This window comes from Arcticibacter sp., assembly GCF_053551015.1.
The window spans coordinates 94,070-119,762 of sequence record NZ_JBMQOB010000015.1 but is presented as its reverse complement, the minus strand read 5'-3'; the positions used below and the strand labels follow the sequence as shown (position 1 = coordinate 119,762).

Annotated in this window: 23 protein-coding genes and 1 riboswitch; of the genes, 18 read left to right on the top strand and 5 right to left on the bottom strand. The window is 46.8% G+C overall.

What is annotated here, in order from left to right; translation table 11 throughout:
* Positions 1 to 84: 84 nt before the first annotated feature.
* Positions 85 to 3,252: a PAS domain-containing protein gene (locus ACO1NU_RS08915; RefSeq protein WP_448818125.1), complete on the bottom strand. Its 3,168-nt coding sequence runs from the start codon at positions 3,250 to 3,252 to the stop codon at positions 85 to 87.
* A gap of 212 nt (positions 3,253 to 3,464) precedes the next feature.
* Between ACO1NU_RS08915 and ACO1NU_RS08910 the strand changes: the two genes are divergently transcribed.
* Positions 3,465 to 4,019 (top strand): hypothetical protein, encoded by a 555-nt coding sequence (locus tag ACO1NU_RS08910; RefSeq protein ID WP_448818124.1) that lies wholly within the window; start codon positions 3,465 to 3,467, stop codon positions 4,017 to 4,019.
* 98 nt (positions 4,020 to 4,117) lie between these two features.
* Positions 4,118 to 4,633: a GNAT family N-acetyltransferase gene (locus tag ACO1NU_RS08905; protein ID WP_448818123.1), complete on the top strand. Its 516-nt coding sequence runs from the start codon at positions 4,118 to 4,120 to the stop codon at positions 4,631 to 4,633.
* Here ACO1NU_RS08905 and ACO1NU_RS08900 read toward each other — a convergent pair.
* Entirely contained in the window at positions 4,572 to 5,186 is a 615-nt protein-coding gene (locus tag ACO1NU_RS08900; protein WP_448818122.1) for an HD domain-containing protein, read from the bottom strand. The genes ACO1NU_RS08905 and ACO1NU_RS08900 overlap by 62 nt on opposite strands.
* A gap of 195 nt (positions 5,187 to 5,381) precedes the next feature.
* On the opposite strand from ACO1NU_RS08900, the gene ACO1NU_RS08895 reads away from it, so the two are divergent.
* Both ACO1NU_RS08895 and ACO1NU_RS08890 read left to right on the top strand, forming a co-directional pair.
* Positions 5,382 to 6,170 (top strand): hypothetical protein, encoded by a 789-nt coding sequence (locus tag ACO1NU_RS08895; protein ID WP_448818121.1) that lies wholly within the window; start codon positions 5,382 to 5,384, stop codon positions 6,168 to 6,170.
* A 50-nt stretch (positions 6,171 to 6,220) separates the two neighbouring features.
* Positions 6,221 to 9,619 (top strand): patatin-like phospholipase family protein, encoded by a 3,399-nt coding sequence (locus tag ACO1NU_RS08890; RefSeq protein ID WP_448818120.1) that lies wholly within the window; start codon positions 6,221 to 6,223, stop codon positions 9,617 to 9,619.
* A 15-nt stretch (positions 9,620 to 9,634) separates the two neighbouring features.
* Here ACO1NU_RS08890 and ACO1NU_RS08885 read toward each other — a convergent pair whose 3' ends face one another.
* A complete protein-coding gene (locus ACO1NU_RS08885) occupies positions 9,635 to 10,168 on the bottom strand; it encodes a TIGR02594 family protein (protein WP_448818119.1) in 534 nt (177 codons plus the stop codon).
* Between the two features lie 345 nt (positions 10,169 to 10,513).
* Between ACO1NU_RS08885 and ACO1NU_RS08880 the strand changes: the two genes are divergently transcribed.
* The 11 genes from ACO1NU_RS08880 (at position 10,514) to ACO1NU_RS08830 (ending at position 22,133) form a co-directional block, all read left to right on the top strand.
* A complete protein-coding gene (locus tag ACO1NU_RS08880) occupies positions 10,514 to 10,846 on the top strand; it encodes a DMT family transporter (RefSeq protein WP_448818118.1) in 333 nt (110 codons plus the stop codon).
* Between the two features lie 486 nt (positions 10,847 to 11,332).
* Positions 11,333 to 12,340, top strand: coding sequence for an acyltransferase family protein (locus tag ACO1NU_RS08875; protein WP_448818117.1), 1,008 nt, complete (start codon positions 11,333 to 11,335; stop codon positions 12,338 to 12,340).
* A gap of 659 nt (positions 12,341 to 12,999) precedes the next feature.
* Entirely contained in the window at positions 13,000 to 13,494 is a 495-nt protein-coding gene (locus ACO1NU_RS08870; protein WP_448818116.1) for a hypothetical protein, read from the top strand.
* 388 nt (positions 13,495 to 13,882) lie between these two features.
* On the top strand, positions 13,883 to 14,887 hold the full coding sequence (locus ACO1NU_RS08865; RefSeq protein WP_448818115.1) for an aldo/keto reductase: 1,005 nt from the start codon (positions 13,883 to 13,885) through the stop codon (positions 14,885 to 14,887).
* A 9-nt stretch (positions 14,888 to 14,896) separates the two neighbouring features.
* Positions 14,897 to 15,784, top strand: coding sequence for a helix-turn-helix domain-containing protein (locus ACO1NU_RS08860; RefSeq protein ID WP_448818114.1), 888 nt, complete (start codon positions 14,897 to 14,899; stop codon positions 15,782 to 15,784).
* Between the two features lie 79 nt (positions 15,785 to 15,863).
* Positions 15,864 to 16,061: riboswitch (cobalamin riboswitch) on the top strand.
* A gap of 87 nt (positions 16,062 to 16,148) precedes the next feature.
* Positions 16,149 to 18,131, top strand: a complete 1,983-nt coding sequence (locus ACO1NU_RS08855) for a TonB-dependent receptor plug domain-containing protein (RefSeq protein ID WP_448818113.1) — start codon at positions 16,149 to 16,151, stop codon at positions 18,129 to 18,131.
* 8 nt (positions 18,132 to 18,139) lie between these two features.
* The gene (locus ACO1NU_RS08850; RefSeq protein ID WP_448818112.1) at positions 18,140 to 19,210 is read left to right on the top strand and encodes a YncE family protein; all 1,071 of its coding nucleotides are present in this window, start codon (positions 18,140 to 18,142) and stop codon (positions 19,208 to 19,210) included.
* Between the two features lie 9 nt (positions 19,211 to 19,219).
* On the top strand, positions 19,220 to 20,251 hold the full coding sequence (gene cobT, locus ACO1NU_RS08845; protein ID WP_448818309.1) for a nicotinate-nucleotide--dimethylbenzimidazole phosphoribosyltransferase: 1,032 nt from the start codon (positions 19,220 to 19,222) through the stop codon (positions 20,249 to 20,251).
* On the top strand, positions 20,248 to 21,018 hold the full coding sequence (locus ACO1NU_RS08840) for an adenosylcobinamide-GDP ribazoletransferase (protein ID WP_448818111.1): 771 nt from the start codon (positions 20,248 to 20,250) through the stop codon (positions 21,016 to 21,018). Before cobT ends, ACO1NU_RS08840 begins: the two co-directional genes overlap by 4 nt.
* Entirely contained in the window at positions 21,003 to 21,560 is a 558-nt protein-coding gene (gene cobC, locus ACO1NU_RS08835; RefSeq protein WP_448818110.1) for an alpha-ribazole phosphatase family protein, read from the top strand. The genes ACO1NU_RS08840 and cobC overlap by 16 nt, the downstream gene beginning before the upstream one ends.
* A gap of 3 nt (positions 21,561 to 21,563) precedes the next feature.
* Positions 21,564 to 22,133, top strand: a complete 570-nt coding sequence (locus ACO1NU_RS08830) for a DUF6580 family putative transport protein (protein ID WP_448818109.1) — start codon at positions 21,564 to 21,566, stop codon at positions 22,131 to 22,133.
* Positions 22,134 to 22,191: 58 nt separating this feature from the next.
* On the opposite strand, the gene ACO1NU_RS08825 is transcribed toward ACO1NU_RS08830, so the two are convergent.
* The gene (locus ACO1NU_RS08825) at positions 22,192 to 22,578 is read right to left on the bottom strand and encodes a hypothetical protein (RefSeq protein WP_448818108.1); all 387 of its coding nucleotides are present in this window, start codon (positions 22,576 to 22,578) and stop codon (positions 22,192 to 22,194) included.
* A 224-nt stretch (positions 22,579 to 22,802) separates the two neighbouring features.
* On the opposite strand from ACO1NU_RS08825, the gene ACO1NU_RS08820 reads away from it, so the two are divergent.
* Positions 22,803 to 23,297, top strand: a complete 495-nt coding sequence (locus ACO1NU_RS08820) for a hypothetical protein (protein WP_448818107.1) — start codon at positions 22,803 to 22,805, stop codon at positions 23,295 to 23,297.
* 86 nt (positions 23,298 to 23,383) lie between these two features.
* Here ACO1NU_RS08820 and ACO1NU_RS08815 read toward each other — a convergent pair whose 3' ends face one another.
* Positions 23,384 to 23,983: a hypothetical protein gene (locus ACO1NU_RS08815; RefSeq protein WP_448818106.1), complete on the bottom strand. Its 600-nt coding sequence runs from the start codon at positions 23,981 to 23,983 to the stop codon at positions 23,384 to 23,386.
* 327 nt (positions 23,984 to 24,310) lie between these two features.
* Here ACO1NU_RS08815 and ACO1NU_RS08810 point away from each other — a divergent pair, with 327 nt between their 5' ends.
* Positions 24,311 to 25,300 carry a hypothetical protein gene (locus ACO1NU_RS08810; RefSeq protein ID WP_448818105.1) on the top strand — a complete coding sequence of 330 codons (990 nt, stop codon included), beginning with the start codon at positions 24,311 to 24,313 and terminating at the stop codon, positions 25,298 to 25,300.
* Positions 25,301 to 25,359: 59 nt separating this feature from the next.
* Positions 25,360 to 25,644, top strand: a complete 285-nt coding sequence (locus ACO1NU_RS08805) for a DUF3892 domain-containing protein (protein ID WP_448818104.1) — start codon at positions 25,360 to 25,362, stop codon at positions 25,642 to 25,644.
* The last annotated feature ends 49 nt before the right edge of the window (positions 25,645 to 25,693 follow it).

Below are 25,693 nucleotides of genomic sequence, written 5' to 3'. Positions count from 1 at the left end.
AAAGTTCCTAAGGCTGACCGCAATTTTCGTTTAACGAATGCGAGAAATACGGACGTTTCAAATCACGGTCAGCCGGGCCTGCGATCAGGCTCCGAGAGGTAAATTAAAGAAGAAGGTAGAGCCTTCTCCTTCTACACTTTCTACCCAGATGCGTCCCTGGTGGCGTGCAACAATTTCTGCGCAGAGATACAGGCCTATTCCAAAGCCGGAGATATGTCGCGTATAGCTGGTCTCCACCCGGTAATAGCGTTCAAAAAGTTTTTCTTTGTCCTCAGCACTAATGCCATAGCCTTCGTCCTGCACACTTACCTGAACGGTGTTCCCCAAAATCTCGCAACACACTTCAATTTTCCCTCCCTTAGGTGAGTACTTGATGGCGTTGCTCAGCAGATTGGATATGACGAGGCTCACCTTGTCGTAATCGGCAAAGATCCCTACGGGACCGCATGGAAGGAACTCAATCCGGTGGCTGCTCAGCGTCAGCTGCATCTCCTTGATCGTATCATCCAGCAGCTCCTGGAGGTTGAATTCCGATTTGTCGATCTGCATCTTTCCTGATTCCAGGCGAGAAACATTCAGGAAGCCGCTGATCATCGTCTCCATTTTTTTCACCTGGATGTTCGACTTCTCTATGGCGCCCCGCAAAAATGCGTCGTCGCTGGTCTTCAATTTGAGTGCCGCTACCTGCAATAAGGCTTTTATCGAAGTGAGAGGCGTTTTCAGCTCATGGCTCACAATGCCGATAAAGTCATTCTTGCGCTGCTCATCTTTCTTCTGCTCGGTTACATCCTGCAGCACACCGCTGAGCCGGGTAGGCTGTTGCGAATCATCAAACAGCGCTCTGCCTTTTGCACGAACTTCGCGGAGGGTATTCGTCAGCGGGTTCCAAATGGTATAGTCAATCTGATAGTCGCCTCCCGATTCAAAGGTCAAGGCCTGGTTAATGGCCGTGAGCACTCGTTCGCGGTCGGCGTTAATAATAATGCTGGTTGCCTTATGCAGGTCGATCTCATCTTCAGGCTGCAGCCCAAACCAGGATTTCGTTAGTTCATTGCCTGAGAATTTGCCTGAACGCGGATTGTAATCCCAGGTAGCCAGTCCCCCGGCATCAATAGCGAGCTCCAGTTCATCCTGGCTGATCTTCAGTGCGTCGTTAAGTGCCGCCAGTTTCTCATTGATGTCCGCTTGCTCTTCATTTGCAGACTGTAGTTCTTCATTCGTTGCGGCAAGCTCTTCATTCAGCTGCTGCACCTCATCGCGTGATTTCACATGAGAAGTTACATCTACCGCCGTCACCATCACGCCGACCACATTTTCCCGCGCATCGCGGTAAGGCTGGTACACAAAGTTCAGATAGAGCGTCTCCGCCTGGTTGTTCCGGAGCAGCGTCACCGGACGTTCAAACGCTTCAAAGGTCTTGCCTGTGGTGTAGACCTCGTGCAGCAGCTCTTCCAGTCCCTGACCCCTGGCATCATAGAGCCCTTCGAAGATCGGCTTGTTCATAATCGATTCCCGTGGTTTGCCCCAAATAGCGATGATGCGGTCATTGGCTATCGATACCCTGTGATCTGGACCTACAAGAATGCACTTTGCGACCGGCGATCGCATGACGATATTATACAGGCTCTTCTCACTCTGTTCAACCTGCAGTTTCGCGTGAACAAGTTCCGTCACATCGGCTGCCGTATTCATCACACCGTACACTTCCCCGCGACCGTTGAACAGGGGTGTGAAATCATAGTTAAAGTAAAAAGGTCTCAGCTGGCCGTCAACAACGAGGTCGACACGCTCATTCTGAGTATGATAAGGAATACCCGTTGTGTATACCCTACTGAGGTGCTCGTAAACACCGGTACCGGCCAGTTCAGGCAGTACTTCCGCATAGGTCCTGCCGATCAGGTCATCACCTCTGTCCCATGCGTCGATAATCGCCTGGTTGACCAGTTCAATGCGCATCTCCGGTCCAACATAGACGCCGATTGGGAAAGGTGCACTTTCCACCAGGCTCCTGACCTTTTGTTCGCTTGTGGCGAGCTCGTTCACGAGTTCCTCCAGGCGATACTGGCTTTCGATCAGCTCCTCGTTGGTAGCCGCTATTTCTTCGTTAGTAGCCGCCATCTCTTCATTAATGGCAGTAAGTTCTTCATTGAGTTTTTGCTGCTCGCTTTCACTTTCCTGGAGATCAGCAGTACGCCTCCTGATCCGCTCCTCGAGCGTGGCGTTCAGCAGGGCAAGTGCCTCCTGTGCGTCTGTCAATGCGTCGTTCGTCGCCGAAAGCTCTTCGTTACCTGCCATGAGCTCTTCGTTGCTGGCCTGCAGGTCCTCGTAGGCCTGTTGCAGGTCGGTGTTCAGCTGCTTCAGCTTCTGCTCCTTGACCTCGAGCAGCTTGCGCGCCGCCACATGCCCTGTAACCTCGTATTTAAAGCTAAGTATGGCATTGACCTTCCCGCTTTCGTCCCGCAGCGGCTGGTAAACCACATTGAAGTAATGATCGTTCAGCTCGCCCCCGGTAATAGATGCCAGAGACACCTGCATTTCGTTGTGGATAAAAGGCTCCCCTGTCGTGTAAACTTTTTTCAGCGTGTGCCAGATCGGCTTATCAGCAATTTCCGGAATGGCGCTGAGCAAAGGCAGGCCCAGGACATCCCGCTCCGGGAACAGTTCTTTTTTGTATTGTGGATTGATATAGGTGTAAACCAGATCATCTCCGCTGATTACAGCGATCTGCGCCGGGACAGAATGGAAAAGGATATCAAGCTGCTGACTTTGCTGTTCAGCTGCCATCTTCGCCTTTCTTTCTGTCTCCAACCGTTCCCTCATGTTCCTTTCGTTGAAAACCTGCTGAGAGATATCGCGCATCTTGTGAATGATATAGGCAATCTCACCATCGTCTCCTGATACCGGTTGATCGATTGTTTGCCAGTAGGACTCCTTCAGCTTGTCAGCATGTTCGGGATCGGGCACATCGAAGCGCAGCAAGTCGATCTGCTGCTGTTCTTTGGTCGCCAGCACCCGCCGGAAGGATGAAGCAAGGCCGGAATTGTCGCGTTCCTCCCCGGGCGCGAGCACAGGGAAGACGTCGAAAAAGTAATGACCCGTGATGTCAGACCGGCTTTTTCCGGTGAGCTTCACATGGCTATCACTGACCGTTAATATCGTGAGCTGTGGCGAGAGTACCACACAGCACATCGGTAATGTCTCAAAAACGCGTAAAGCAATTGGCGGTAAAGCCGGACTGCCTGAATTTTTCATAGTATCTGTCGAGCTTGTAGGTTTTGCAAGAATACGTATTAATTAAAAAAATCAGCAGAGTTTTCGTAATTAGCAGGTTCCGAGGAACTCCATCTTCTGTAAATTTCCCTATGCGCAAGTGCAAACTTGTCATATGCCCGGTCAAATACCGTTCCTTATATGTTTTGTTTAATAGCTTGTTAGTTATTACCTTCGGGTACCTAAACTGTATTATGAGATCTTTTTTACTTACTCTGATTTTCGTATCAATCGGCTCAACAAGCCTCGTGCAGGCGCAAAACAGAGACACCATCCGGTCATCTGCAACATTTCCTTCCACCTTTCAGAAGAAAAACGAACTGAAGCTCAATCTGCTTTACGGAGTCCTCGGCATTGGGGAACTGACCTACGAACGGGTGCTCGACGAGAACCAGGCGCTTGGTGCCTCCATTGCCTTTGGGTTCACAGATGATACGGACTACAAGTTCAGCCTTTTGCCTTATTACCGGATGTATTTTGGGAAGAAGCCAGCGGCAGGATTCTTCATTGAAGGAAATGCGGGACTCTTTAGCTACCGCGAATTTTACTACTATCATACTGATGCCAACGGTTTCTCCGTTACCCGCGATGACAATAAAAATTCCTTTGGTGCCGGATTGGCCGTAGGAGGAAAGTTTCTGAACAAGAACGGCTTGTTTGGAGAGGTATACACGGGAATTGGCCGTCTGTTCTCGGGAACTGACGATGTATTCCCAAGGCTGGGGATCACACTGGGCAAGCGGTTTTAGTAACGCTTTCCTTTCTCGCTTGCTCCGGCATTAAATTAGCTTATTGAATTTGTTCATTCAGGAAAGTCCGCCCTTCAGAGCATATAAGCAATTCCTCTATGAAGATCTATTTAGAAAAGTTCCGACCGAATGACTTCGATGCCTATTATTCGCTGGTTCAGCATGATGAAGTAATGAAGTATGTCTCCGGAAAAGGCTTGTCCAGGGAAGAGGCGGAGCTAAAGTTCCATTTCATTCTGATCATCAACTCCAATGATGAAGAGTTTGGCTATTTCAAGGTTCATAATGAAGAAGGTCAGTTTATTGGCGATTGTAAACTAACCCGGTATCAGCAAGATCTTCCTGCCCTGGAGATAGGCTACATCCTGAAGAAATCCTGGTGGCGCCAAGGTTACGGCACGGCGATCTGCCACGAACTCCTCACTTTAGCCAGGCAACTCGCTCCGGAGTCGGACGTGGTCGGCATTATTGATCCCGAAAATACCGCGTCGAAGAAGCTGCTGGAAAAGTTTGGCTTTAAAAGTTATTTCGTGGGGATAGAAAATAGCATGGCTACTGAGATGCTGATGCTCCGTCAGACTTCTTTAAAATCCCCTTCTCTACACTCTCATTAAGTAAGTTATCCGCATAGCTCCAAAGCGCTGTAGAACCATTGGCAATGACCTTCTTCTTCGCATGCACCTTTTCATAGGGGACATCAAACTCCTGCCAGGTGCCACCATTGTTAGACGCATTTTGCAGAAGCGGTTCAAACCGGTCCATGGATCTGGCGAATTTCGCCTCTTCCGATACACCTTCCTCGAACTCCTTCCAGATGCCGATAAATTCTTCTGCCTGCTGAGCTGGCAAGAGGCCGAATATGCGTTCAGCAGCTAAAAGTTCTTCTGCTGTATTATCGTGACTTTTGGTGGTGTCGTAAATGAAGGTGTCCCCCGCATCTATTTCGACGATGTCGTGGATCAAGACCATCTTCAGCACTTTCAGCACGTCTACCGGCTTGTTGGCGTGACCCGCCAGAACAATGGTCATCATGGCCAGGTGCCAGCTGTGCTCGGCGTCATTCTCGTGCCTGTCGCTGTTGAAGAGTTTCGTCCGTCGCTGGATATATTTCAACTTATCAATCTCTTTGATAAAGTTGACCTGCTGGATGAGATCACTGTTTTGCATGATCGAAGATAATAAAAGCTGTTGACTGGCAGCCGATAAATAACTATTAGTAGCTATTGGCTTTGCTGAACGATTGCCGCAATTTAGTACTGCAGGTAATCCTAACCGTGCCTGAGCCATCCGATGAAAATGCTGGGAATAACTCTTTTTTTATTTCTGTGTCTTCCCGCAAGCAAAGTGTTTGCTCAATACACTATGGAGAACTATAAAGAAGGGGAACGAGATACGAAAGATTTTACGGAGATCTATTTTGTCGGCACAGGAGACATTCAGCAAAATCTGGCCAGAACAAAGGATGACATCGCAGCAAGTACCGGTGTCGGCGTGATCTTCTGGAGGATGTTTGGGGATAAGCTTAATGGCATGGAGCTGCAGCTGGAGGCCAGAATCAGTATTGCATCTACCGTTGACACCATTCTCGCAAAGTACGCCGGCAGCAAGTTTGTCAATATGCGCGATTTTGGTGGCTACGTTTCAGCTCCTCTGGCAAGTGGTCAGGCAACCACCGTGAATTCTCTCTGGTATTTTAAAGACAGGGACGCAAATGCGCTTGATAAGCTGGTCGACGGTCTGCAGGTTGACTTTATTGCAGCCAATCAGGTCTTTCAAGATTCTGCAAATGCAATGAATACTGCAGTTTTAGGATTCAGGGCAGGTCTGTTCCATGAGTTTGTGCCCACTTTAAACAGGTTAAAGCAAGGTTATTCCATTCGCCTGGGCGTAAACTACATTCTGCGCGGTCTCCGGGGAGATCTGGGAACGAACTCTCCAGATGCCAATAGTTTACGTCTCAAGCTTCTTGGGGTAGATAAAAGAATCTATCATGGGCCCGAGGTCCTTCTTGCTTTTAAATTGAAAAACCTGAAGGCTCAGGCAGCTCTGCCTATCGTTTTCGCAAAGAGCGGTCAGTCGACTTATGGTCTTTCAGGTACACAGTTTATAACCACCATTTCTTTTATAGGTGGCTTTCCTCTGAGATTCTGACGGGGACATGCTAAGTTTTAGAACATGCATAAAAGTATAATACCTGAAATATGGACATTGTGACCGACATTACAGCCCAGGCCGTTTCGTTTATTACCACTTTTCAAGACATCTGCCATGAAAAGGGCAGTGAAATCCGAAAAACAGATAACCTGAATGCAGCCCTATGGGACCTTGTTGATTTCGACAAGATTGACGATATCGCCGATAAAGGGAATCTCAAGGACACATTCGGGCAATTCAAAGAGCGGATTCATGAGATTATATGGAGCAGCAGAGGTGAGAAAGAGACAGACCAATCTATCCGGTGCTTCTTCAATATTTCGAAAAACCTGATGTCTAAAATTGCGGAACTCCGGGATGAGAATGCAGATGATCCAAACGCGGATACAGATAAGGACAACGCCGCTGTACTGGGCTCACTTCATTCCAGTCCCTATCAATGGCGACGTATCATCAGAAGTATTTTGTACCGGTTCCCCGAGAAGCGCATTGAGTTTGTGTGCGTTCTTCATTATATGCCCATTCAGATCATTCTGAGTCTGGGGGGCAAAGGCCTGAGTGCATACAGGCAGAGGCTCTATCAGATATACAAACCCGACAATAAATATCTCCTTTCTGGTTCCGACAGAGAGAAGAATGAAAGCTGGTGGGAAATGCGCAATGAATTAGCCCATGAATTGCTTAAACATGACCCCATGTTGTTGAAAGGCCTCTTAACATCAGATAACGCGGTACCCTTCGAAACTCTTTTTAATAATGAACTCGACGAAGTAGCGAGGCGGAGAGAGGCGGTCGGCAGTTCTGTTGCAGGTCAAAGCCATTCTGCAGACCCGCTGATACGGGCAAAACAGATGGAGCTGGTAGGCCTGGCACTTTCCGGAGGAGGAATCCGGTCAGCCTCATTTAACCTCGGACTGATCCAGCAACTGGCGGAGAGAAATCACCTGAAGCGGATAGATTACCTTTCAACGGTTTCGGGTGGAGGATATATAGGGTCATGGCTTGCCTCCTGGATTATGAGAATGGGATCCATTTCGAAGCTGACGGCGCGCTTAAACCCGCGAAAATCAGCTGATCCGCTTGCCGACGAGGTGAGGCCCATCAGATGGTTGCGCATGTATAGCAACTTTTTAGCACCTGATACAAGTATAATGTCCGCCGACTCATGGACAGTGGGAATTACCTGGCTCAGAAATACGCTGATTAATCAGCTCATTCTGCTTCTTATATTATGTTCCGGACTATCCCTGGTTTGGGTACTGTTTTACTTCTGGATATATTTAAGTGAGACGCCCGGATTGTTTTTGGAAGGCAATGTATTATTCTGGAGTTCCTTGTTGTTATTGCCCGGAGCAGTCCTCGCCGGTTGGGGCATCAACGCCTATTATCCCAACCGTCCACCCCAAAGTCGCTTGAATTTAGTAAGGCATCACCTGGTTGCACCTCTCATAGTGGGCTGGGCAATCGTAGCATCATTCCTTGTCAGCTGCTGGATATATTCAGGAAGCACCGGATCGGCAAATATGACCTATCGGGAACACGTTTCTGTGTTGATGCCTGCCGTTGTTCCTGCTTTGATAGCCATGCTGCTTGTGGCCTGGCTGGGAAAATATCGCACCTGCATTAAAAAAGTTCCGGCACGCGAATATTATCCCGCTATTATCTTGTCGTCATTAGCTGCTGTGCTCGGAGGCCTGCTGCTTATCGCAGGCCTTTGGAGCCTGTTCCAGAAGGTAGATGATAGCAAGTTCTATTACCCCTGGAAGCGCACGGAAAAAGTTGTAACTAAAGATGCACCAAAAAAGGCTGTAAGCTCGTCGGATCAGGTGCAAGCCTGTGCTACAACAGGAAAGAATGTCGCCCCGACCCTCATCAGCAATAAGCACCTGCTGTTTATTTTTGGGATGCCCGCGATCCTGGAGGTCCTGGGGGTCATTATCGTGATCCGCATGCTGCTCATGGGGGTGTTATTTCCGGATGAACGTAGAGAGTGGTGGGGGAGGATGGGAGCAGTAGCGCATCGCTTCATGATCTTGTGGCTGTTAATCAGCAGCTCTGTGTTCCTGCTTCCAGGCTTAATCGCAGGTATGTATTTTAAATACATAGCAGGAGCATGGACCGTCATCATAGGGGCTGCAGTCCGCTTGGCCTATAGCTCCTCCCAGGCAGAAGCTTCAGGGAAAGGGAACGGACTGTCTGCTAAGGAAATTTTCATCCGCTTTGCACCCTACCTGTTTATGTTCGGATCATTGCTGATCGGAGTCTACGTACTTAAAAATATCAGGGAGGTTTGGTTCAAGGATCCAAGCTCAGGCCTCACTTTGGCCTACGCCTGCCTGTTGTCACTTGCTCTTATGGGTATAACCTATTTACTTAGCTGGCGCGTTGGTGTTAATGAATTCTCATTACACCATTTCTATCGGAACCGTCTGGTTAGAGCCTTTCTGGGAGCGACGAGAAGACAAGCAGATAGAAGCAAAACAGCAAATGGTTTCACCGGCTTTGATAAACATGATGATATAAAGCTGTCATCACTTCGGGTAGAAAAAGGGTATCAGGGACCTTATCCACTGATCAATACAGCAATGAATTCCACGGTGATGTCTGAGTTGGACCGGCAGGACCGGAAGGCCGAAGCATTCGTATTCAGTCCCTTATTTACAGGTTTCGACTTTAGTCCTACGCGTTCCGCGGCTAACTACCGGGACCACGTGTATGAGTACGGTTACCGTCAAACTTCTGAGTATGGCTATGAAAATGGTCCTTCTTTAGGAACTGCAATGGCAATTTCCGGTGCAGCCGCGAATCCCAATATGGGTTATCACTCATCGGCCGCGACTGCATTTCTGTTAACCGTCTTCAATGTAAGGCTAGGGTGGTGGATTGGCAATCCTCGGTTAGGCCGCTGGCGCAGATCAGATCCCGCAACCGGTCTCGGCTATATTCTAAAGGATCTTTTAGGCAAGTCAGATATTAATTCCGATTACGTATGCTTGTCAGACGGAGGACATTTCGATAATATGGGCCTCTACGAGCTTGTCCGGAGGAGGTGTAAATACATCCTTTTGAGCGATGCAGAAGGAGATGAAGATGCTATTTGCGAGGGACTAGCCAATGCGATCCGCCGATGCAGAATCGATTTCGGGGTGGAAATCAGAATTGGAACCGAGCCAATAACTGAGAAGGATAAGGCTACCGGATACAGTGCCATGCGCGCAGTAGAAGGTTTGATCTGGTATCCGGGAGATGAGCTGCCCTCGGGAAAGCTCCTTTATGTCAAAACCACATTAACGAAGAATATGCCAACCGATATCCGGGAATACCACTTAAAGAATAAAAGTTTTCCCAACCAGACAACTGCGGATCAGTTTTTTGACGAAAATCAATTTGAAAGTTATCGTAAGCTCGGATATCATGCCCTTGACGGCGTTGTAGTCCCTTTTTAAGATAGAGGATAATAATCACCGTTCATTATCAGACACAAGGCCGGTTTTCGAAAGAAACACCTTACGTATGTTAGTTGGTCGTGAACGATAAAGGGGAGTCCTGGCAACATACAGTCTTAATTTTGCTATTCTTTTAATGCAAACGCAGTCTGCCTGATTACCGCCAAGAACATGATACGCTTCTTCGTCTTCTCCTGTATATAAACCAACGTGACCACCGCCCTTCCTCGTAAATACCAGGACATCTCCTAGCTCCGGCGTCTCCTTTCTTGCGCCAAACGTGGACCAGTTTAAGGCCCATAGTGGATCTTTTACCAATTTTTTCTGCGCCCGTTTGGCAACTATCGCCAGAAACAAGCCACACCATGGTATCTCGTCCGCTTTATACACATCCGCGACGTTTTCTCCAACTTCTTTCGCCCAGGAGATGATGGTTACGTTATGTTTATTACCGCTCAGCTCTGTTGTTCCAATTAGCTTTAGCGCTTCCTTAATCATTCTGGGGCCAGGTTCTCGTTCCAGCCAGAGGTATCTTTGTTCTAAAGTCATGATCTGGGTTTCATGGGTAGGTAGTACATTGATGATGATCATAAATGTACTACGACGATAAGCCGGCTCAAATAGCTAACGATAGCCATTTGAGCCAACAGGCGTTGATTCTCCTTTGATAAGGTGGGTTAGCGGGGGGGATGAGATCTTACCGGAATTCAGATGATCTATTGGAGGTAAGAAGATCTGCTCCTTTAGAGGAAGACCACAGATCAATGTCCGCCTGATTACTTTCTAAGTTTTCTTGAGATAGATCAAGCGGAATTGTGTATTATTAAAGGATCTGGAACAGCTCCTTTGGGTTAGGAACATAGGTGTTCATCCTTTTATATGTAAACAGTCAAAATGAAATCTTACTTATTCCTTTTCTTAGCGATCATGTGTGAACTTACAGGAACAACATTCCTGAAGAAATCGGAAGGCTTTACAAGACTCTTCCCAACTGTGATTACAGTAGTCGCGATGGTTGCAGCGTTCTATTTCCTCAGTTTGGCGATTAAGACAATTCCAGTAGGCACAGCCTACGCAATATGGTCAGGTGTGGGAATCGTTTGTATCACCTTTATTGGCGCAATATTGTTCAAACAGATACCGGATACCCCGGCCATCATAGGCATCATACTCATCATAGCGGGCGTGTTGGTCATCAACCTGTTTTCTAAGGCTGCTGGTCACTAATTCCACATCGTCCCATTTAGGTCCCAGCACCAGGCTTATCCATAATCCAATGGCGTAGCTCAGCAGACTTAAGATAAAGAATAGCTTGCCCTGCCAGCCATTGAGTTGGCGCAGTGGTTCGGTCAGGTCGTAACATAAACCGATCAGGGCACCGAGAAAAGGGGTTAATAATAGAGGTTTGATTCGCCAGTAGGGACCCCAGGCTGGACTGCCCTCACCTGCGCCGAGAACAAAAATACCGATCAGGGCTAAGGCTATACCGCCGCCCACTAACATGCGTCTACCTACGGCAGAGCTAAGATGAAGTCTCTTGATTGCGTTTTCTGAAAGTGTCATAGCTTTTGATTGATTAAAGTACTTTGAATAACAAAGTTAATATATATATGTTCAATGTGCTAAGGTTTAATTAATTAGATCAGAGTTTCTGCAGTATCTTAGACGTTTGAAACTGTCAGAGCCAAAGCTTCCTGCAACTAAATACTCCGAATGATTAGAACAGTGGCGTCATGCCTGCAAGGCAGGGAAAACAACTTTGATTTTATAAGATTTTGTGCGGCACTAGCCGTGATGTTTGCTCATTCCTTTGATCTTACTCAATCTACCAAGGATCCACTTTACACCTTTTCATCCGGGAAAGCAACTTTTGGAACCCTGGCGGTGGCAATATTTTTTATTATCAGTGGTATTCTGATAACACAGAGTTTTGACCGATCAGCAGACCTGTACACCTTTCTGAAGGCAAGAGTATTAAGGATATATCCGGCCCTTATCGTCGTCGTGCTAATTTGTGTTTTTGTTGTAGGGACAATTTTCACCACCCTTACCCTGGCTGATTACTTTACCAACTGGTACACCTGGAGGTTTATGGTGAACATGCTTGCAATCAAGATCCAGTTCTTTTTACCCGGAGTGTTTGAGCATAATGTTTATCCGAGATCTGTAAACGGCAGCCTGTGGACGCTGCCTGTCGAGATGGGATGTTACGGTTTGGTAGCCGCATTCGGATTATATATAAAGAAGAACTATCGTCTGTCGATCCTGTTTTTTCTGTGCGTGGCCGCGTTGTATGGGAAAACTCTTGTCGACGTAAATACCTACTACTTCGCTTTAGGGGCGCTTATCTACATATATCGAGAGAAGATCTCTCTGAACAGTTTTCTGGCAATCGCATCTTTCGCGCTCTTTTTAGCTAATCAGTATTTGAATCCGAATCTTGCATCAGCCAATATCATAAATGGCTTTGCACTGGCTTATTTCCTGCTTTATGTAGGCTTCCTCCAAAACGACAGCGTTAAAAACTTTTCCAGGAACGGCGACTTTTCTTACGGTTTGTACATCTATGCGTTCCCCGTGCAACAAATTGTATCATTGAAGCTAGCTCACTTGAACCCTTATCAGCATGTCTTGCTATGTGTCCCTATAACGCTAAGCTTCGCATACTTATCCTGGCATCTCGTCGAAAAGCAGGCGCTCCGGTTGAAGAAGAAAGCTTAGAGTTTTTGTCGCCCAACTACATACATGGCTATTTTTTCACTAACTCAAACTTTCCTATGATCTCTTTCAATCCTTTATCTGATAAGTTACTCCCCCTTTGAACTTGATAAACAATAGTGTCTTCCGAAGGTAATTCCACGAAATCGCTGATAAGTGAACTCTTTCCACTTCTTCTTATATATTTATCCCCGTCAATTCCCAATGACCTGATCATAGATCCCTTGCCCCTCAATCCTACTTACTGTATGGGAAATTTCTTGACACCTATACGCAGTATAAGTAAGGTTTTAGACATAAGACAAGGTTTTGGTAGCCCAAACCTAACAAATATCAGTACGAAAAGCAATGCCCTTCATCTAAAAAAGAGATCGTAGGGGGGAGTCCCCTTAGTTCCTGCAATCCCTTTTAAATAGGAAATTGCTCTATCCGATTGATAAACATGCAGACAGAGCCCGATTATCGCCCTTTTTCCACACAAAGCCGATCCAGGCCAATATCCCTCAAATAAGAATTTATCAAATGACATACGTTTGCGGTGGTGTAATTTTAATATTTCAATAATTAATCCCTTTTATTATTAAAATATCATAAAAGTTCAAATATATTTCTCAATAATGCAATGTGACTGTATATTTGTTATGAAAATCAAAACGAACATTATGAAAAAGACTTTATTACTCGCCTGCTTAATCAGCGTTCTATCTGCAAAAAGCTTTGCAGTTGACAAAAAAGACGGTAAAGACGCTGATGTATCGTATTTCGCTGAAAACAACTTTTTAAACAAATACTACGCTGCCGAAAATGTAAGATGGACAGTAACAAGCAACTTCCAGAAAGCAGTATTTACACTTGAAGGAAAAACAATGGCTGCCTTCTTCGACAGAAACGGCGAGTACATCGCAACAACTCAGTACGTAGAGGCAAGCAAGATTCCAGCTGTTGGTAAGAAGCGCCTGGCCAAGTTGTACGGCGATTTCAAAGCCAGTGAAGTGATCAGGTACGATTTCGATGGTGAATCTGATGCACACCTTCAAATGCTTACCGGAAAGAGGTTTTACAACACTGTTTATTTTGTAAACGTGAAAAGCGACAAAGAAAATGTACTGGTAAAGGTTACTCCCGACGGAGATGTATCTTTTATCCGAAACCTTTAATAATAGTTTCCGTAATAAGCAGAAAATAAGCAGCTTATTCCCTGTTAAGTGTGGTACGGGAGAAATCCTGAAGGTTCGACTCCTTCGCTAACAGCTCCTTTCAATAATTTAGGTTTATAATTGGTTAGTTTGAGCTCCCGCCCATCGGGGGCTTATTTTTTTTGGAAGAAATTCTCTTCGAGCAGTTGTAATCAGCTAAAAGCGGCTCTGCCCGGAGAAGGGGTGAGGTTGTTTCCAATAAGAAGGTAGCACTCTACCAGGCCCCAATATCACAAAACTATCTAATCCCGCTGTTCTACTTCTCGCTACATTGTTGGTTCCTTGATTTGCTTACAAGCTTCAGGGGTTTGCATACATGCGCGCCGTTTCGCATGCCGACCTTTGGATCATGGAAATAAAACAAATGGCATTAGGCAGTCAGGGTTTGACTGTACCGGTGATCGGCCTGGGTTGCATGGGCATGACCGGTTTTGAAGAAGGACATATGTATGGTCCCGCCGATGAGCAGGAAGCCATCGCGACAATTGAGCGCTCGCTCGAGTTAGGCGGTAATTTCTTAGATACAGCAGACCTCTACGGACCACTTAAGAATGAGCAGCTGATCGCTAAAGCGATCCAAGGTAAACGCGATCAGTATATCCTGGCAACCAAGTTCGGTTGGGAGATCGATGATAACAATAGAATAACCTGGACCATCAATGGCAAGAAAGATTATGTAAAGAAATCTTTGGAACGTTCGCTGAAGAACCTCAATACCGATTACATCGATTTGTATTATCTGCACCGCCTGGATAAGAATACGCCGATCGAGGAAACGGTTGGTGCCATGGCCGAACTGGTAAAAGAAGGTAAAATAGGTTATATCGGCTTATCAGAAGTTTCCTCCGAGACGGTCAAGCGGGCTCATGCCGTACACCCCATCACCGCGGTACAAAGCGAATATTCTTTATTTGAGCGGAGGGTGGAAGAACGCGGAGTGTTGGCCACACTAAATGACCTGGGAATAGGTTTTGTAGCTTACTCACCCCTGGGCCGTGGGTTTTTATCGGGACAGATCAAAAGCATCGATGACCTTCCGGAGAACGATTTCCGTCGGGCAATCCCGCGCTTCCAGGGGGAAATGTTCAGTAAGAACATGGAATTGGTTAAGGCGATTGAAGCTATGGCTGAGGTAAAGAACGTCACATCCTCACAGCTTGCTTTAGCCTGGATCATGAGCAAGGGAATTCTACCGATCCCAGGAACGAAACGCCGGAAGTACCTGGAGCAAAATATTGCGGCTACGACTATCGTACTTACTGAGACGGATTTGTCACAGCTGGAAAGCATCGTGCCACTAGGTACCGATACGGGCGCACCCTATGATGAGTTCAGTATGGGCTTAATTGATTAAATTAGTTTTATGAACGCCATTAACTCCATATCTCAATTCCACCGTCTGCTGTCTTTAGCGGAGCCTCGCCACCCGCTGGTAAGTGTGATTAATCTGGCGGAAAGTGTTTTTTTGGAAGACGAGATCTGGAAAGGTTTCGTTAACCGCTTCTATTGCGTGGCGCTCAAGCGCGAAGCCAAAGGCAAGATCAGGTACGGGCAGCAGCACTACGATTATGATAAAGGCGTATTAAGTTTCACAGCCCCGAACCAGGTACAACAACTCGACCTGCAGAATATGGAATGCGGGTCGGGCTATGTCCTGATCTTTCACCCGGACTTCCTTTTACAGCATAATCTGGCGAATAGCATTCATCAATACGGGTTTTTCGATTACGCTGTCAATGAAGCGCTGCACCTGTCGGCTGAGGAAGAGGATGACCTGATCACGATTCTCCATAAAATTGACAAGGAGTGCCAGCATATCGATAAGCATACCCAGGAGATCATCCTCACACAGATCGAGAGCCTGCTAAAATACTCCAACCGTTTCTATGAGCGGCAGTTCTTAACCCGCAAGAATAATAATTTAGCGCTGCTAAGCCGTTTCGAGCACTTGATTGATGACTACTTCAACGGCGAGGTGACAGGTTTGCTCACGGTGCAATATCTCGCAGCGCAGATGAACCTGTCGCCGAACTATCTGAGTGACCTGCTTCGCGTTCATACCGGACAGAACACCCAGCAGCATATTCATTCGAAGCTGATCGCGAAAGCCAAAGAAAAACTTTCAATGACCAGTCTGTCGGTAAGTGAGATTGCCTATGCCCTGGGCTTTGAGCACGCGCAATCCTTCAGCACCCTTTTCAAAAAGAAGACGAACTTATCGCCCCTGGAATTCCGTCAGGGCTTCAACTGATTAACAGCAGGGGAGGTTCTGTAAAGATTAAAAAGGATTATCAAACCACTACTTCTCCTCGGAACTCACAATTTTTATTATAGCTTTGTCGTGCTTTTGGTTTCATCCCGAGCAATCAGGATGGATTAAATGGGAATCTGGTGTAAATCCAGAACTGTCCCGCAGCTGTAAACTCTATTAACCGAGGTACACTCTAGTGTCACTGTTCATTGTTTTGAATGGGAAGACCGTACCAAGGGGAGTAAGTCAGAATACCTGCCATAGCATTATATAATTCATAGCTTTCGGGGATTGAAGCTAGAATGAAGATGCTACGGTGTTTCCATTTTGTATTTCTATACCCCTGGCTGTGCAAGACACAGGTATGGAAAAAAGGATACTCATTACATTATTTGGCTTCTTCGTCGGTGCATGCTCTTATGCACAAAACGATACCAGCAGGACCCTTCAGGAAGTGAATGTTCGCGCAAGCCTTCCTCCGCCGGTTCAAAGCTTTCTTCCCTCACAAACCATTTCTTCCACCGACTTCAAGCGCACTGCTTCCTATAATGTTGCGGATGCCATCAGAAACTTCTCCGGTGTAAACATTAAAGACTATGGTGGGATCGGCGGCTTAAAGACAGTTTCCGTACGAAGCTTAGGGGCAAATCATACAGGTGTTCAACTCGACGGCCTTCAAGTTGCAGACGCACAAAATGGTCAGATCGATCTTGGCAAGATTAACCTGGAGAATGTTGCGTCGATCACGTTATATAACGGACATTCTGATGATCTTTTGCAGCCTGCCAGGGCTTATGCTTCAGCGAGCATGCTGGTCATCAAAAGCATAGCTCCCGATTTTGGACCGAAAAAGAGCTATCGTCTTCGCCTGGGTTATAAGACAGGATCTTTTGGCTTGACTAACCCGACAATCTCATGGCAGCAAAAGATCAGCAAACGCTGGTCCATGAACCTGAGCAGCAACTGGCAAAAAGCACACGGACGCTACAAATATCAGGTGGAAGGAGATGGTTCCGATACACTGGCGATCCGTCGCAATGCCCAGCTAAACACCCTGCAAACAGACGCCTCCCTTTATTGGAAAGGCACAGACAGCAACCAGCTTCAATTCCGCATCAACTATACAAATTCCAGTCGCGGACTTCCCGGTGCGGTCGTGTACTACAATCCCTATTCCAATCAACACCTGTGGAATAAAGATCTCTTTTTGCAGAGCAGTTACAAGCACCATTTCAGGAGTAAATTGAGCCTTCTGATCAATGGGAAGTTTTCGCACAACAGACTGCGCTACCTCGATCCCGATTACCTGAATCAGGCAGGGGAACTCGACCAGCGGTTCCGGCAAATTGAGCTTTATGAATCCGTGTCCGTATCTTACCCACTTTCATCAGTATGGGAAGTCGCCATCGCCAGCGATATGGCCTATAATAAGCTGAATACAAATCTTTACAACTATGCTTACCCTACGCGTTTTACTTTCCTGAACGCGCTGACAAATAAAATCAAGTTTCAAAAGTTGATCGTCCAGGCGAACCTCTTGAATACCAGTATTCAGGAGAGGGTAGAGGCTGGCACAGCCAGTCCCTCGAAAAGCATCTGGTCGCCCGCCATCTCACTTAGCTACAGTCCCATTGAGCAGGAGCAACTGCAATTCAGAGCCTTTTACAAAGACATTTTCAGATATCCAACCTTTAATGATTTATACTATACCCGCTCGGGCAGACGCGATCTGAAACCCGAATATGCATCGCAGTACAATGCGGGGATTACTTATACCAAATCATTTGACTCAGCCGTAGACTTTGTCAGCATCACAGCTGATGCCTATTACAACAAGGTAAAAGACAAAATAATCGCCATCCCAAATAAAGACCTCTTTACCTGGACCATGATGAACCTGGGTATCGTGGACATCCGCGGCCTGGATGTCGGGCTAAAGACGAAGTGGAAGCTGACACAAGGTTCCGATCTGAGCCTGACAGGAAACTACACTTACCAGAAAGCGGTCGATATTACAGATCCTGCTTCCTCCGTTTATCTGCAACAAATCCCTTATACGCCTGAGCACACTTTATCCGTCAATGCCGGCCTTAGCTTCGGTCAGACAGGGATTTTTTATAACCATATCCTCTCCTCATCAAGGTATTACCTGAGCGAAAACCTGCCTGAGTACTATGTGCCGGGGTTTTCCGTGAGCGATCTCTCTCTGAATCATCAACTGCAAACCAAGTTTCCAATCGGTATTTCCGCCGAACTCAATAATCTATTTAATCAATCCTATGCCTTTATCCGAAGCTTCCCAATGCCGGGTCGTTCGCTGAGGTTTTCCATTCAAATTACAATTTAATAAACAACATGAAACAATTCCAACAAAAATCCCTGCTGATCTTAGTTCTGGCAGCAAGCATTTTCGCATCCTGCAAGAAAGACGACCGTTCAAACACTGAGCCCGAACAGCCAACTGCCGAACGAAAAGGCCTCTATGTATTATGCGAAGGTTTATTCAATGCCAATAATACCTCTCTGGCGTATTACAATTATGACGATAAGCAACTGACAACAGACCGGTTCCTTGCTGTAAACAAACGTGGACTGGGCGACACCGGTAACGACATTAAAGTATATGGTTCCAAAATGTACATTGTCGTAAATGTGTCCAGCACCCTCGAAATTGTAAATCCTCATACCGGCGCGTCGCTCAAGAAAATTGACCTGAAAGACAAAGGTCTTGGCAGACAACCCCGTTATATTGTTTTCAACAAGAACAAAGCGTTCATTTCGAACTTCGACGGAACTGTTGCCGTGCTGGATACCGCATCCATGGCCATAGAGCAATACATCAAGGTCGGAAGGAACCCCGAGCAGATGGCTATTTCAAATAATAAGCTTTATGTCGCCAATTCTGGTGGTCTGGACTATCCGAATTACGACAATTCCATATCGGTCATTAACCTGAATACACTTAAAGAAACAAAGAAAATCACCGTAGTGGAAAATCCAAGAGCACTGGCTGCCGACCAGTATGGAGATGTCTATGTGCTATCAGTAGGTAACTATGCAGACGTTAAACCGAGCATGGCTACGATTGACAGTAAAACGGATGAAGTAAAAACAGAGCTTGCATTTAGTGGCGGCTCTATCGTGATTAGTGGCGACCTGGCCTATATTCCCGCATCAGGTGGAAAACTAAAAGTGTTCAACGTCAAAACGGAAAAGATTGAAAAAGAAAATTTCATCACGGATGATACAAAGATCACTACGCTTTATGGTGTGGCGGTAGACGACTTGACTGGTGAAGTTTTCATAACCGACGCTAAAAACTACACGACAGGAGGGGAGGTGTTCTGCTTCGATAAAACAGGAAAGAAAAAATATTCACTCAACGTGGGCATTAACCCGAACAATGTGGTGTTCGTTAACAAATAACAGCTAACAATTGACGATTGCAAGATGACGTTGGCAGAACAAATTACGGAGAAGATCAATCTAAAAACGAAACCGCAGGCCGCACTTGGCAGGCTGGAGGCGCTCGCCTTACAAATCGGCCTGGTGCAAAACAGCCTGAACCCTCAGCTACGTCATCCTGCTATTCTCATATTTGCTGCCGATCATGGCATTGCAGCCAGCGGAGTTAGTGCGTATCCTTCAGCTGTCACCGTACAGATGGTACGGAATTTTTTAGAAGGAGGTGCAGCCATTAATGTTTTTTGCAGACAACATGGAATCACGCTTCAGGTGATTGATGCAGGAATAGATTTTGACTTTGAGTCCCATGAGCGGTTGATTCCCGCGAAAGCGGGAATGGGCACACGGAACTTTCTGCATGAAGAGGCAATGACTGACGCGCAGCTGCAAGATTGCTTTAAGCAGGCAGCCGCTCTGGTCAGCCAACAGGCTGAAAAGGGCTGTAATATCATTGGCTTCGGTGAAATGGGCATAGGCAATACCTCATCAGCCAGTATGCTGATGAGCTGCCTTACCGGCCTCCCGCTCGCGATGTGCGTCGGCAGAGGTACAGGTCTTGATGATGAACAGCTTAAACATAAGTTAAACATCCTGACGCAGGCTAAAGAAAATCATTCAGTTCCCGCAAATGTTTTTGATGCCTTGAAGTGTTTCGGCGGATTTGAGATTGCACAGATGTGTGCGGGCATGCTCCAGGCGTACAAGCATGACATGATTATAATGGTAGACGGGTTTATCGCCAGTGTGGCTTATCTCTGTGCCGTGAGCATCAACCCAAGCCTGCATCTAAATTCAATTTTCTGCCATGAAAGTGACGAACAAGGACATAAGAACCTCCTCGAATACCTGAATGCAAAACCGCTTCTTAATTTGTCCATGCGGGTAGGCGAGGGTACCGGATGTGCCATGGCTTATCCCTTGATTGAAAGTGCGGTTCGATTTCTTAAAGAAATGGCCAGTTTTGAATCAGCAGGCGTTTCACAAATAAAGGAACGCCCATGAAAAATGAAATCCAGGTGTTTTTTACCGCGCTGATGTTCTATACCCGAATTCCCTGCCCGTCGTGGGTAGATCATTCAGAAGAATATCTAAACAAGGCTACTCGCTATTTTCCCCTGATCGGCTGGTTGGTGGGCCTTGTCGCCGCGGCAATCGTTTATGCCAGTCACTTCATCTTTCCAACGCCGATCGGTGTGCTGTTGGCCTTATCCGGAAGTGTATTGATGACGGGTGCTTTCCATGAAGACGGCTTTACCGATGTTTGTGATGGCTTCGGTGGCGGCTGGACGCCGGAAAGAATACTCGATATTATGAAAGATAGTCGGGTTGGCGCCTATGGCGTTATCGGCATCATTCTGTTGTTTTCATTCAAAGTGTTCGCACTAATCAGTTTGCTGGAATTCAACTTCATCTATGGTATAAAATCACTGATCCTTGCACACGTGGGCAGTCGGTTTACCTCGGTTCTGATTATGCGCAGCCATGAATATGCCAGGGCTGATGCCAGCAGCAAGGTAAAACCGCTTGCTAAAAAGCTGACCACCGCTGATTTCTTTATTTGCATCCTGTGGCTGTTGCCCGCACTTCTGCTGTTTCAGCACCTTTTGATCTGCCTGGTCATACTGCCGCTTTATCTGCTGAAAAGATACCTGGCGTCTTATTTCCAAAAGTGGATCGGCGGTTATACAGGAGACTGTCTGGGAGCCACGCAGCAGCTGGCTTTTGTACTCATCCTTCTATATTGTCTTGGCTTATGCAACTATATTTAGTCCGCCATACCACTCCGGCAATTGCCAAAGGCATCTGTTACGGACAAACTGATGTGCCGATTGACCCCGTGTTTTTTGATCAGGAATATGAGCTTATTCGCAGCAGGCTTCCTAATCAGATCGATGTGTTTTACAGCAGTCCGCTCAGAAGATGTTTAGACCTGGCTCAGGCTTTATCGCCGGTAGTGCTTCAGGACAAGCTGCTCATGGAAATGAATTTCGGTGATTGGGAAATGCAGAGATGGGACAATATTCCTGCGGAGCCGCTTAATAAATGGATGAATGATTTTGTACAGGAGACAACACCGGGTGGCGAAAACTACATCGCACTGAACCTTCGAAGCACGCAATTCATTGATCGGCTCCTTCAGCTAGACTATCAGCGTGTGTGCATTGTCACCCATGCCGGAAATATTCGAAGCCTGATCAGCAGGGTGCTTGCTCTTCCTCCCGAAAACAGCTTCAGAATAGATATACAATACGGGGCGGTAATTCAACTTTCCGTTTATAAAGATTCCCGACTTAATAAACTACACTTTTAAAATATGGATACATCTCAGAAATTCAATCTAAGGACAGGTCTTTTGGTTCTTTTAGTCTTATTAGCAGCGCTTTCACGTCTTATTCCACACATGCCCAATTTTTCACCCTTAGCAGCCATCAGTTTATTCGGGGCAGCCTACTTCAAAAAGACCTGGCAGGCTTTCCTTATCCCGGTCGCAGCTACGTGGCTAAGTGATCTGCTGATCAATAACGTGGTATATGCAGCATATTTTCCTTCGTTTACGTGGCTTTATCCCGGATTTTACTGGCAATACGGCAGTTACCTTTTGATCGCCCTTAGCGGATTGTTGATGCTGAAAAAGGTTAATATTACACGTGTAGTCGGAGCAGGATTGATGGCAACCGCTATATTCTTCCTGGTCACCAATTTCGCCGTCTGGCTGGGCAGTAAGACCTATCCCCAAAATCTCGCTGGCCTCATTAGCTGCTATGTTGCAGGGATTCCTTTCATAAAAGGCACATTACTTGGCAATCTTGTTTACTCAGGGGCTTTGTTCGGAACTTTTGCCTGGATGCAGCAGCGGTATAAGCTTGTTTCAGCGGATAGGTAGCATTCTGTATATACCGCCACCCGGTAGGAACGGCACATCCCCACGGACTACCGCCTGTTCACGCCTGATTGGACCGGATATATTTGTTTATCCTGAACATTAATGTCAAACTTATTATGCTCACGATTCCTACGACATACCCAATCGTTGGATAATGCTCTAAAGGTGCTTCAGGAGACTTTTGCACAACAATTATACCTGCGGCCCAGGCAGCGATGCCACCTGCAATCTGCTGTAAAGAAGCATTCATACTCATGAATGCGCCGCGATCCCCGGGTTCAGGTACAGCACGGATTGGCGCGCTTCCTGGTGTAGATATGCTGAGAATTCCCATTTGCATAATAATGTTTAGTACCACAACCCAAAAAAGAGGAAGCGGACCAAGGTTGGTATAAACAACCACCATAATAGTCATCCAGATGATTGCAATGTTGAATATTTTCAATTTATCAAATTCGCCGCTGAGCTTTTAAGTGTCATATGTGCCCGTTTCTCCTGCAAGGCCCCGAACATTTTGAAAAATTGTCAAATGACTCACGTTTGCGGCTGTTGTTTTTTACTATTTCAATAAATAAACCATTTTGTTATGATAATTTCATAAAAATGACTTAAAATTTTCCAACTAAGCATATTGTATGTATATTTGTTATGAAAAATAAAACACACGTTATGAAAAAGATCTTACTACTTGCCTGCTTAATCAGCGTTTTATCTGTTAAGAGTTACGCAGTCGACAAGAACGACGGCAAAGATTCTGAAGTGTCTTATTTCGCTGAAAACAACTTTTTGAACAAATATTTCGCTGCTGAGAACGTGAAATGGACCGTGACCAGCAACTTCCAGAAAGCGGTCTTTACACTGGACGGAAAAACCATGGCGGCTTTCTTCGACAGAAACGGAGAGTACATCGCTACTACGCAGTACGTGGAATCAACCAAGATTCCTGTTGTAGGTCAGAAAAGACTGGCTAAGCTCTACCCTGACTATAAAGTAAACGAAGTGATCCGTTATGATTTTGATGGCGAGCCTGATGCGCACCTTCAAACGCTGACCGGTAAGAGATTTTACAATACCATTTACTTCGTGAACCTGAGCAAGGAGAAAGAAATGTTATTGGTGAAGGTTACTCCAGACGGAGATGTATCTTACATGAAGGCCTTGTAATCACACTCCAGCACACACCTGATTCAAAACCGGCTCGTCCGGTTTTTTTTATGCCCTAAAATTTGCGGCTAAGCAGGTCCTTTTTCCTAGCTCGCCAATAAAGAGGCATCATCGCGTTTCTGTTCCAGGAACTTCGCCAGGCTAAGCAGGGCCTTCACATTGGCGTCGTCACTTGCCAGGAGTGCATAGGTTCCTTCGCTGGGGAAGAAAAAGTCGTGCTCGAAATCATCCGGAATCTCCCTGTTGTAGAGCAGGTGGTAGGCGCTATGCATCACATCCGCCAGGGCGTAGCTGATAAAGTCGCTTGCTTCCAGTCGCAGGTCTTCCATCGTCTTCCTCGGGTTCATCGGGAAGGGGTCATAACTGTAATTGCCGTCTTTACCGCTCCGTTCTTCGTCTTCCGGAAGATCTTCAGACAGGTTATTGACATTGTAGATATAGGTGTGGACGTCGAGCAGTTCATTGATCGTGTCTTCCAGGACATGTACCGAGGGGATATCGGAAGCTTCCAGCAGGCCCATGTCCAGGGGGATCTCGTCGCCCTCCTCGAAAGGAAAACAACCATTCTGCCGGTCCTCAAAGAATATGAGACAGAGCGCCACATCGCCCAGGTTGTTCCAGCAGCTCTCCATGGTAGCTAAAGCGTCCAGGAGCAGCTGACGGTAAGTCATTTGTTCAATCATCACGTATAAAGTTGGTGATCAAACTTAGAAGAATCAAACGAGAAAAAAAGATACAAGCGCTAAAAAATATTCAGGGGTCCATCGCTGTATTCTGCCGCCCTAAACAGCCGCCTTTAAGTCCCGCATAAGTCCCACCTTAGGGATCAGAGGTCGGACTTCCAGCTGCTTCTCATCCGCAACTGCTGACCTCGGCAGGCCCGCAGGGCAGATCCCGTATATAGCCCGCCGACCTGCAGAATCTGACAAAATCCGGAAGAATTTGGAAAAATGAGCCTGAAAATCGACCCTTTTCGTCGTTGCCTGATATTTTACACGGAAAATCAGAAACTCATGGCAACAATAGACAACAAAGGTATGGTCCGCGGAACTGCGGGATCAGTCGTGTACCGCGCTTACCGCAAAAAAAACATCATCCAGGGCAAGCCCAGGAAGTTTAAGCAAACCAGGGAGAGCATCAAGGCCTCCACCGAGTTCGGTCTTTCCAGTTCTACGGCGGCAGTGATCAGGCAGGCCTTCCAACCGTCCTATGTACACCGCGACGGGGAGGCTGTCAGTCGCAGCACACAGCTGGTGTACCGGGGCATCCGTGCAAGCCGGAGCGGGAAGATGGGTCAGCGGGATATTCATGACGCCGATCTGAGCAGCATCATCGGTATGGATTTTAACAACAACAGCCCCCTGGCGCAGGTGCTGCAGACCAGCATCCGGGCCGAGCGCGACCCCGGGGGTAAGATCAGCGTCTTTATGGCTGCGCTGAATGCTACGACCGACATCCATGGGATTCCGGCGAGCTGCAAACGGGCCCTGAGCAAGTACCACATTCGTTTCAGCCTGATCGGCTTCAATTTCCGGCAGGAATACTATGAGCACCTGGAAGTCAAGGATGTGGTGGTAGGTAGATATGGAGTATTGGAAGAGCAGGAAATTCGTTTTGAAGCGCAGCCTGCGCCCGATCAGCTGCTGTTGTTGAGCGTCTCCCTGTTAGCCTATAGCGAAACGCGCATGGAAGAAGGATATGTGTTGCTGAACAGCAAGGCCTTCAGTCCCTGTGCGCTGATTGCCGCCTATCCGGCCGGAAATCCGGGAGAATACCCTACGGCTCCTGTGAATATGGAGATCTCTCCAGATCAGCAGTCGGGGGAAGTTACTGTTTGTCTCATGGGGTACGATGGAAACCGCTTGTTGAGGGATCTGGCGCGGAGGATGCGGACCGATGTTTGGGCAGAGAAGGTGCCAGTGGAGGTGGAAGAGCAAGCGCAGCCATTCCGGGTGGGGGAGAAGGTGTCGTTTTCCGGAAAGGTCCGGAAGTCGGGGTGCTAAAACCTGTGATTTACGGAAACCCGTAAGGGCGATCGAAGTCCTCCTTGTAGATTTGGCCAATGTTAAGACTACAAATTTCATGTGTCGAAAGAGTGCATCATGAGAATGTACATGAACAAGTGCAATTTATAGGTGGCAGATATTCCGGAGTGAGGTGGAGACTTTGCTCCGCCGACGCCATTCATTTGATCGAAAGAGGGAGGTATTCTTTTTATGTCGTCAGTGAAGGAGAAGAGGAAGAGGAAGAGGTCGTTGTAGGAACGAGCAGAGGCGTGAAATACCTCAGGACTGAATCCGATGATGAACTTCCCTGCAAGTTACTGGCCTTGTCACCCTGCAAGTAGTGAACTGAATATTCACAAAAACTGCTGAACTTTCTCTTAATTTGAGAAA

Coding starts and splice junctions, on each gene's coding strand:
- ACO1NU_RS08915 (WP_448818125.1), bottom strand. CDS start 3,252: ATGAAAAATTCAGGCAGTCCGGCTTTACCGCCAATTGCTTTACGCGTT.
- ACO1NU_RS08910 (WP_448818124.1), top strand. CDS start 3,465: ATGAGATCTTTTTTACTTACTCTGATTTTCGTATCAATCGGCTCAACA.
- ACO1NU_RS08905 (WP_448818123.1), top strand. CDS start 4,118: ATGAAGATCTATTTAGAAAAGTTCCGACCGAATGACTTCGATGCCTAT.
- ACO1NU_RS08900 (WP_448818122.1), bottom strand. CDS start 5,186: ATGCAAAACAGTGATCTCATCCAGCAGGTCAACTTTATCAAAGAGATT.
- ACO1NU_RS08895 (WP_448818121.1), top strand. CDS start 5,382: ATGGAGAACTATAAAGAAGGGGAACGAGATACGAAAGATTTTACGGAG.
- ACO1NU_RS08890 (WP_448818120.1), top strand. CDS start 6,221: ATGGACATTGTGACCGACATTACAGCCCAGGCCGTTTCGTTTATTACC.
- ACO1NU_RS08885 (WP_448818119.1), bottom strand. CDS start 10,168: ATGACTTTAGAACAAAGATACCTCTGGCTGGAACGAGAACCTGGCCCC.
- ACO1NU_RS08880 (WP_448818118.1), top strand. CDS start 10,514: ATGAAATCTTACTTATTCCTTTTCTTAGCGATCATGTGTGAACTTACA.
- ACO1NU_RS08875 (WP_448818117.1), top strand. CDS start 11,333: ATGATTAGAACAGTGGCGTCATGCCTGCAAGGCAGGGAAAACAACTTT.
- ACO1NU_RS08870 (WP_448818116.1), top strand. CDS start 13,000: ATGAAAAAGACTTTATTACTCGCCTGCTTAATCAGCGTTCTATCTGCA.
- ACO1NU_RS08865 (WP_448818115.1), top strand. CDS start 13,883: ATGGAAATAAAACAAATGGCATTAGGCAGTCAGGGTTTGACTGTACCG.
- ACO1NU_RS08860 (WP_448818114.1), top strand. CDS start 14,897: ATGAACGCCATTAACTCCATATCTCAATTCCACCGTCTGCTGTCTTTA.
- ACO1NU_RS08855 (WP_448818113.1), top strand. CDS start 16,149: ATGGAAAAAAGGATACTCATTACATTATTTGGCTTCTTCGTCGGTGCA.
- ACO1NU_RS08850 (WP_448818112.1), top strand. CDS start 18,140: ATGAAACAATTCCAACAAAAATCCCTGCTGATCTTAGTTCTGGCAGCA.
- ACO1NU_RS08840 (WP_448818111.1), top strand. CDS start 20,248: ATGAAAAATGAAATCCAGGTGTTTTTTACCGCGCTGATGTTCTATACC.
- cobC (WP_448818110.1), top strand. CDS start 21,003: ATGCAACTATATTTAGTCCGCCATACCACTCCGGCAATTGCCAAAGGC.
- ACO1NU_RS08830 (WP_448818109.1), top strand. CDS start 21,564: ATGGATACATCTCAGAAATTCAATCTAAGGACAGGTCTTTTGGTTCTT.
- ACO1NU_RS08820 (WP_448818107.1), top strand. CDS start 22,803: ATGAAAAAGATCTTACTACTTGCCTGCTTAATCAGCGTTTTATCTGTT.
- ACO1NU_RS08810 (WP_448818105.1), top strand. CDS start 24,311: ATGGCAACAATAGACAACAAAGGTATGGTCCGCGGAACTGCGGGATCA.
- ACO1NU_RS08805 (WP_448818104.1), top strand. CDS start 25,360: ATGTTAAGACTACAAATTTCATGTGTCGAAAGAGTGCATCATGAGAAT.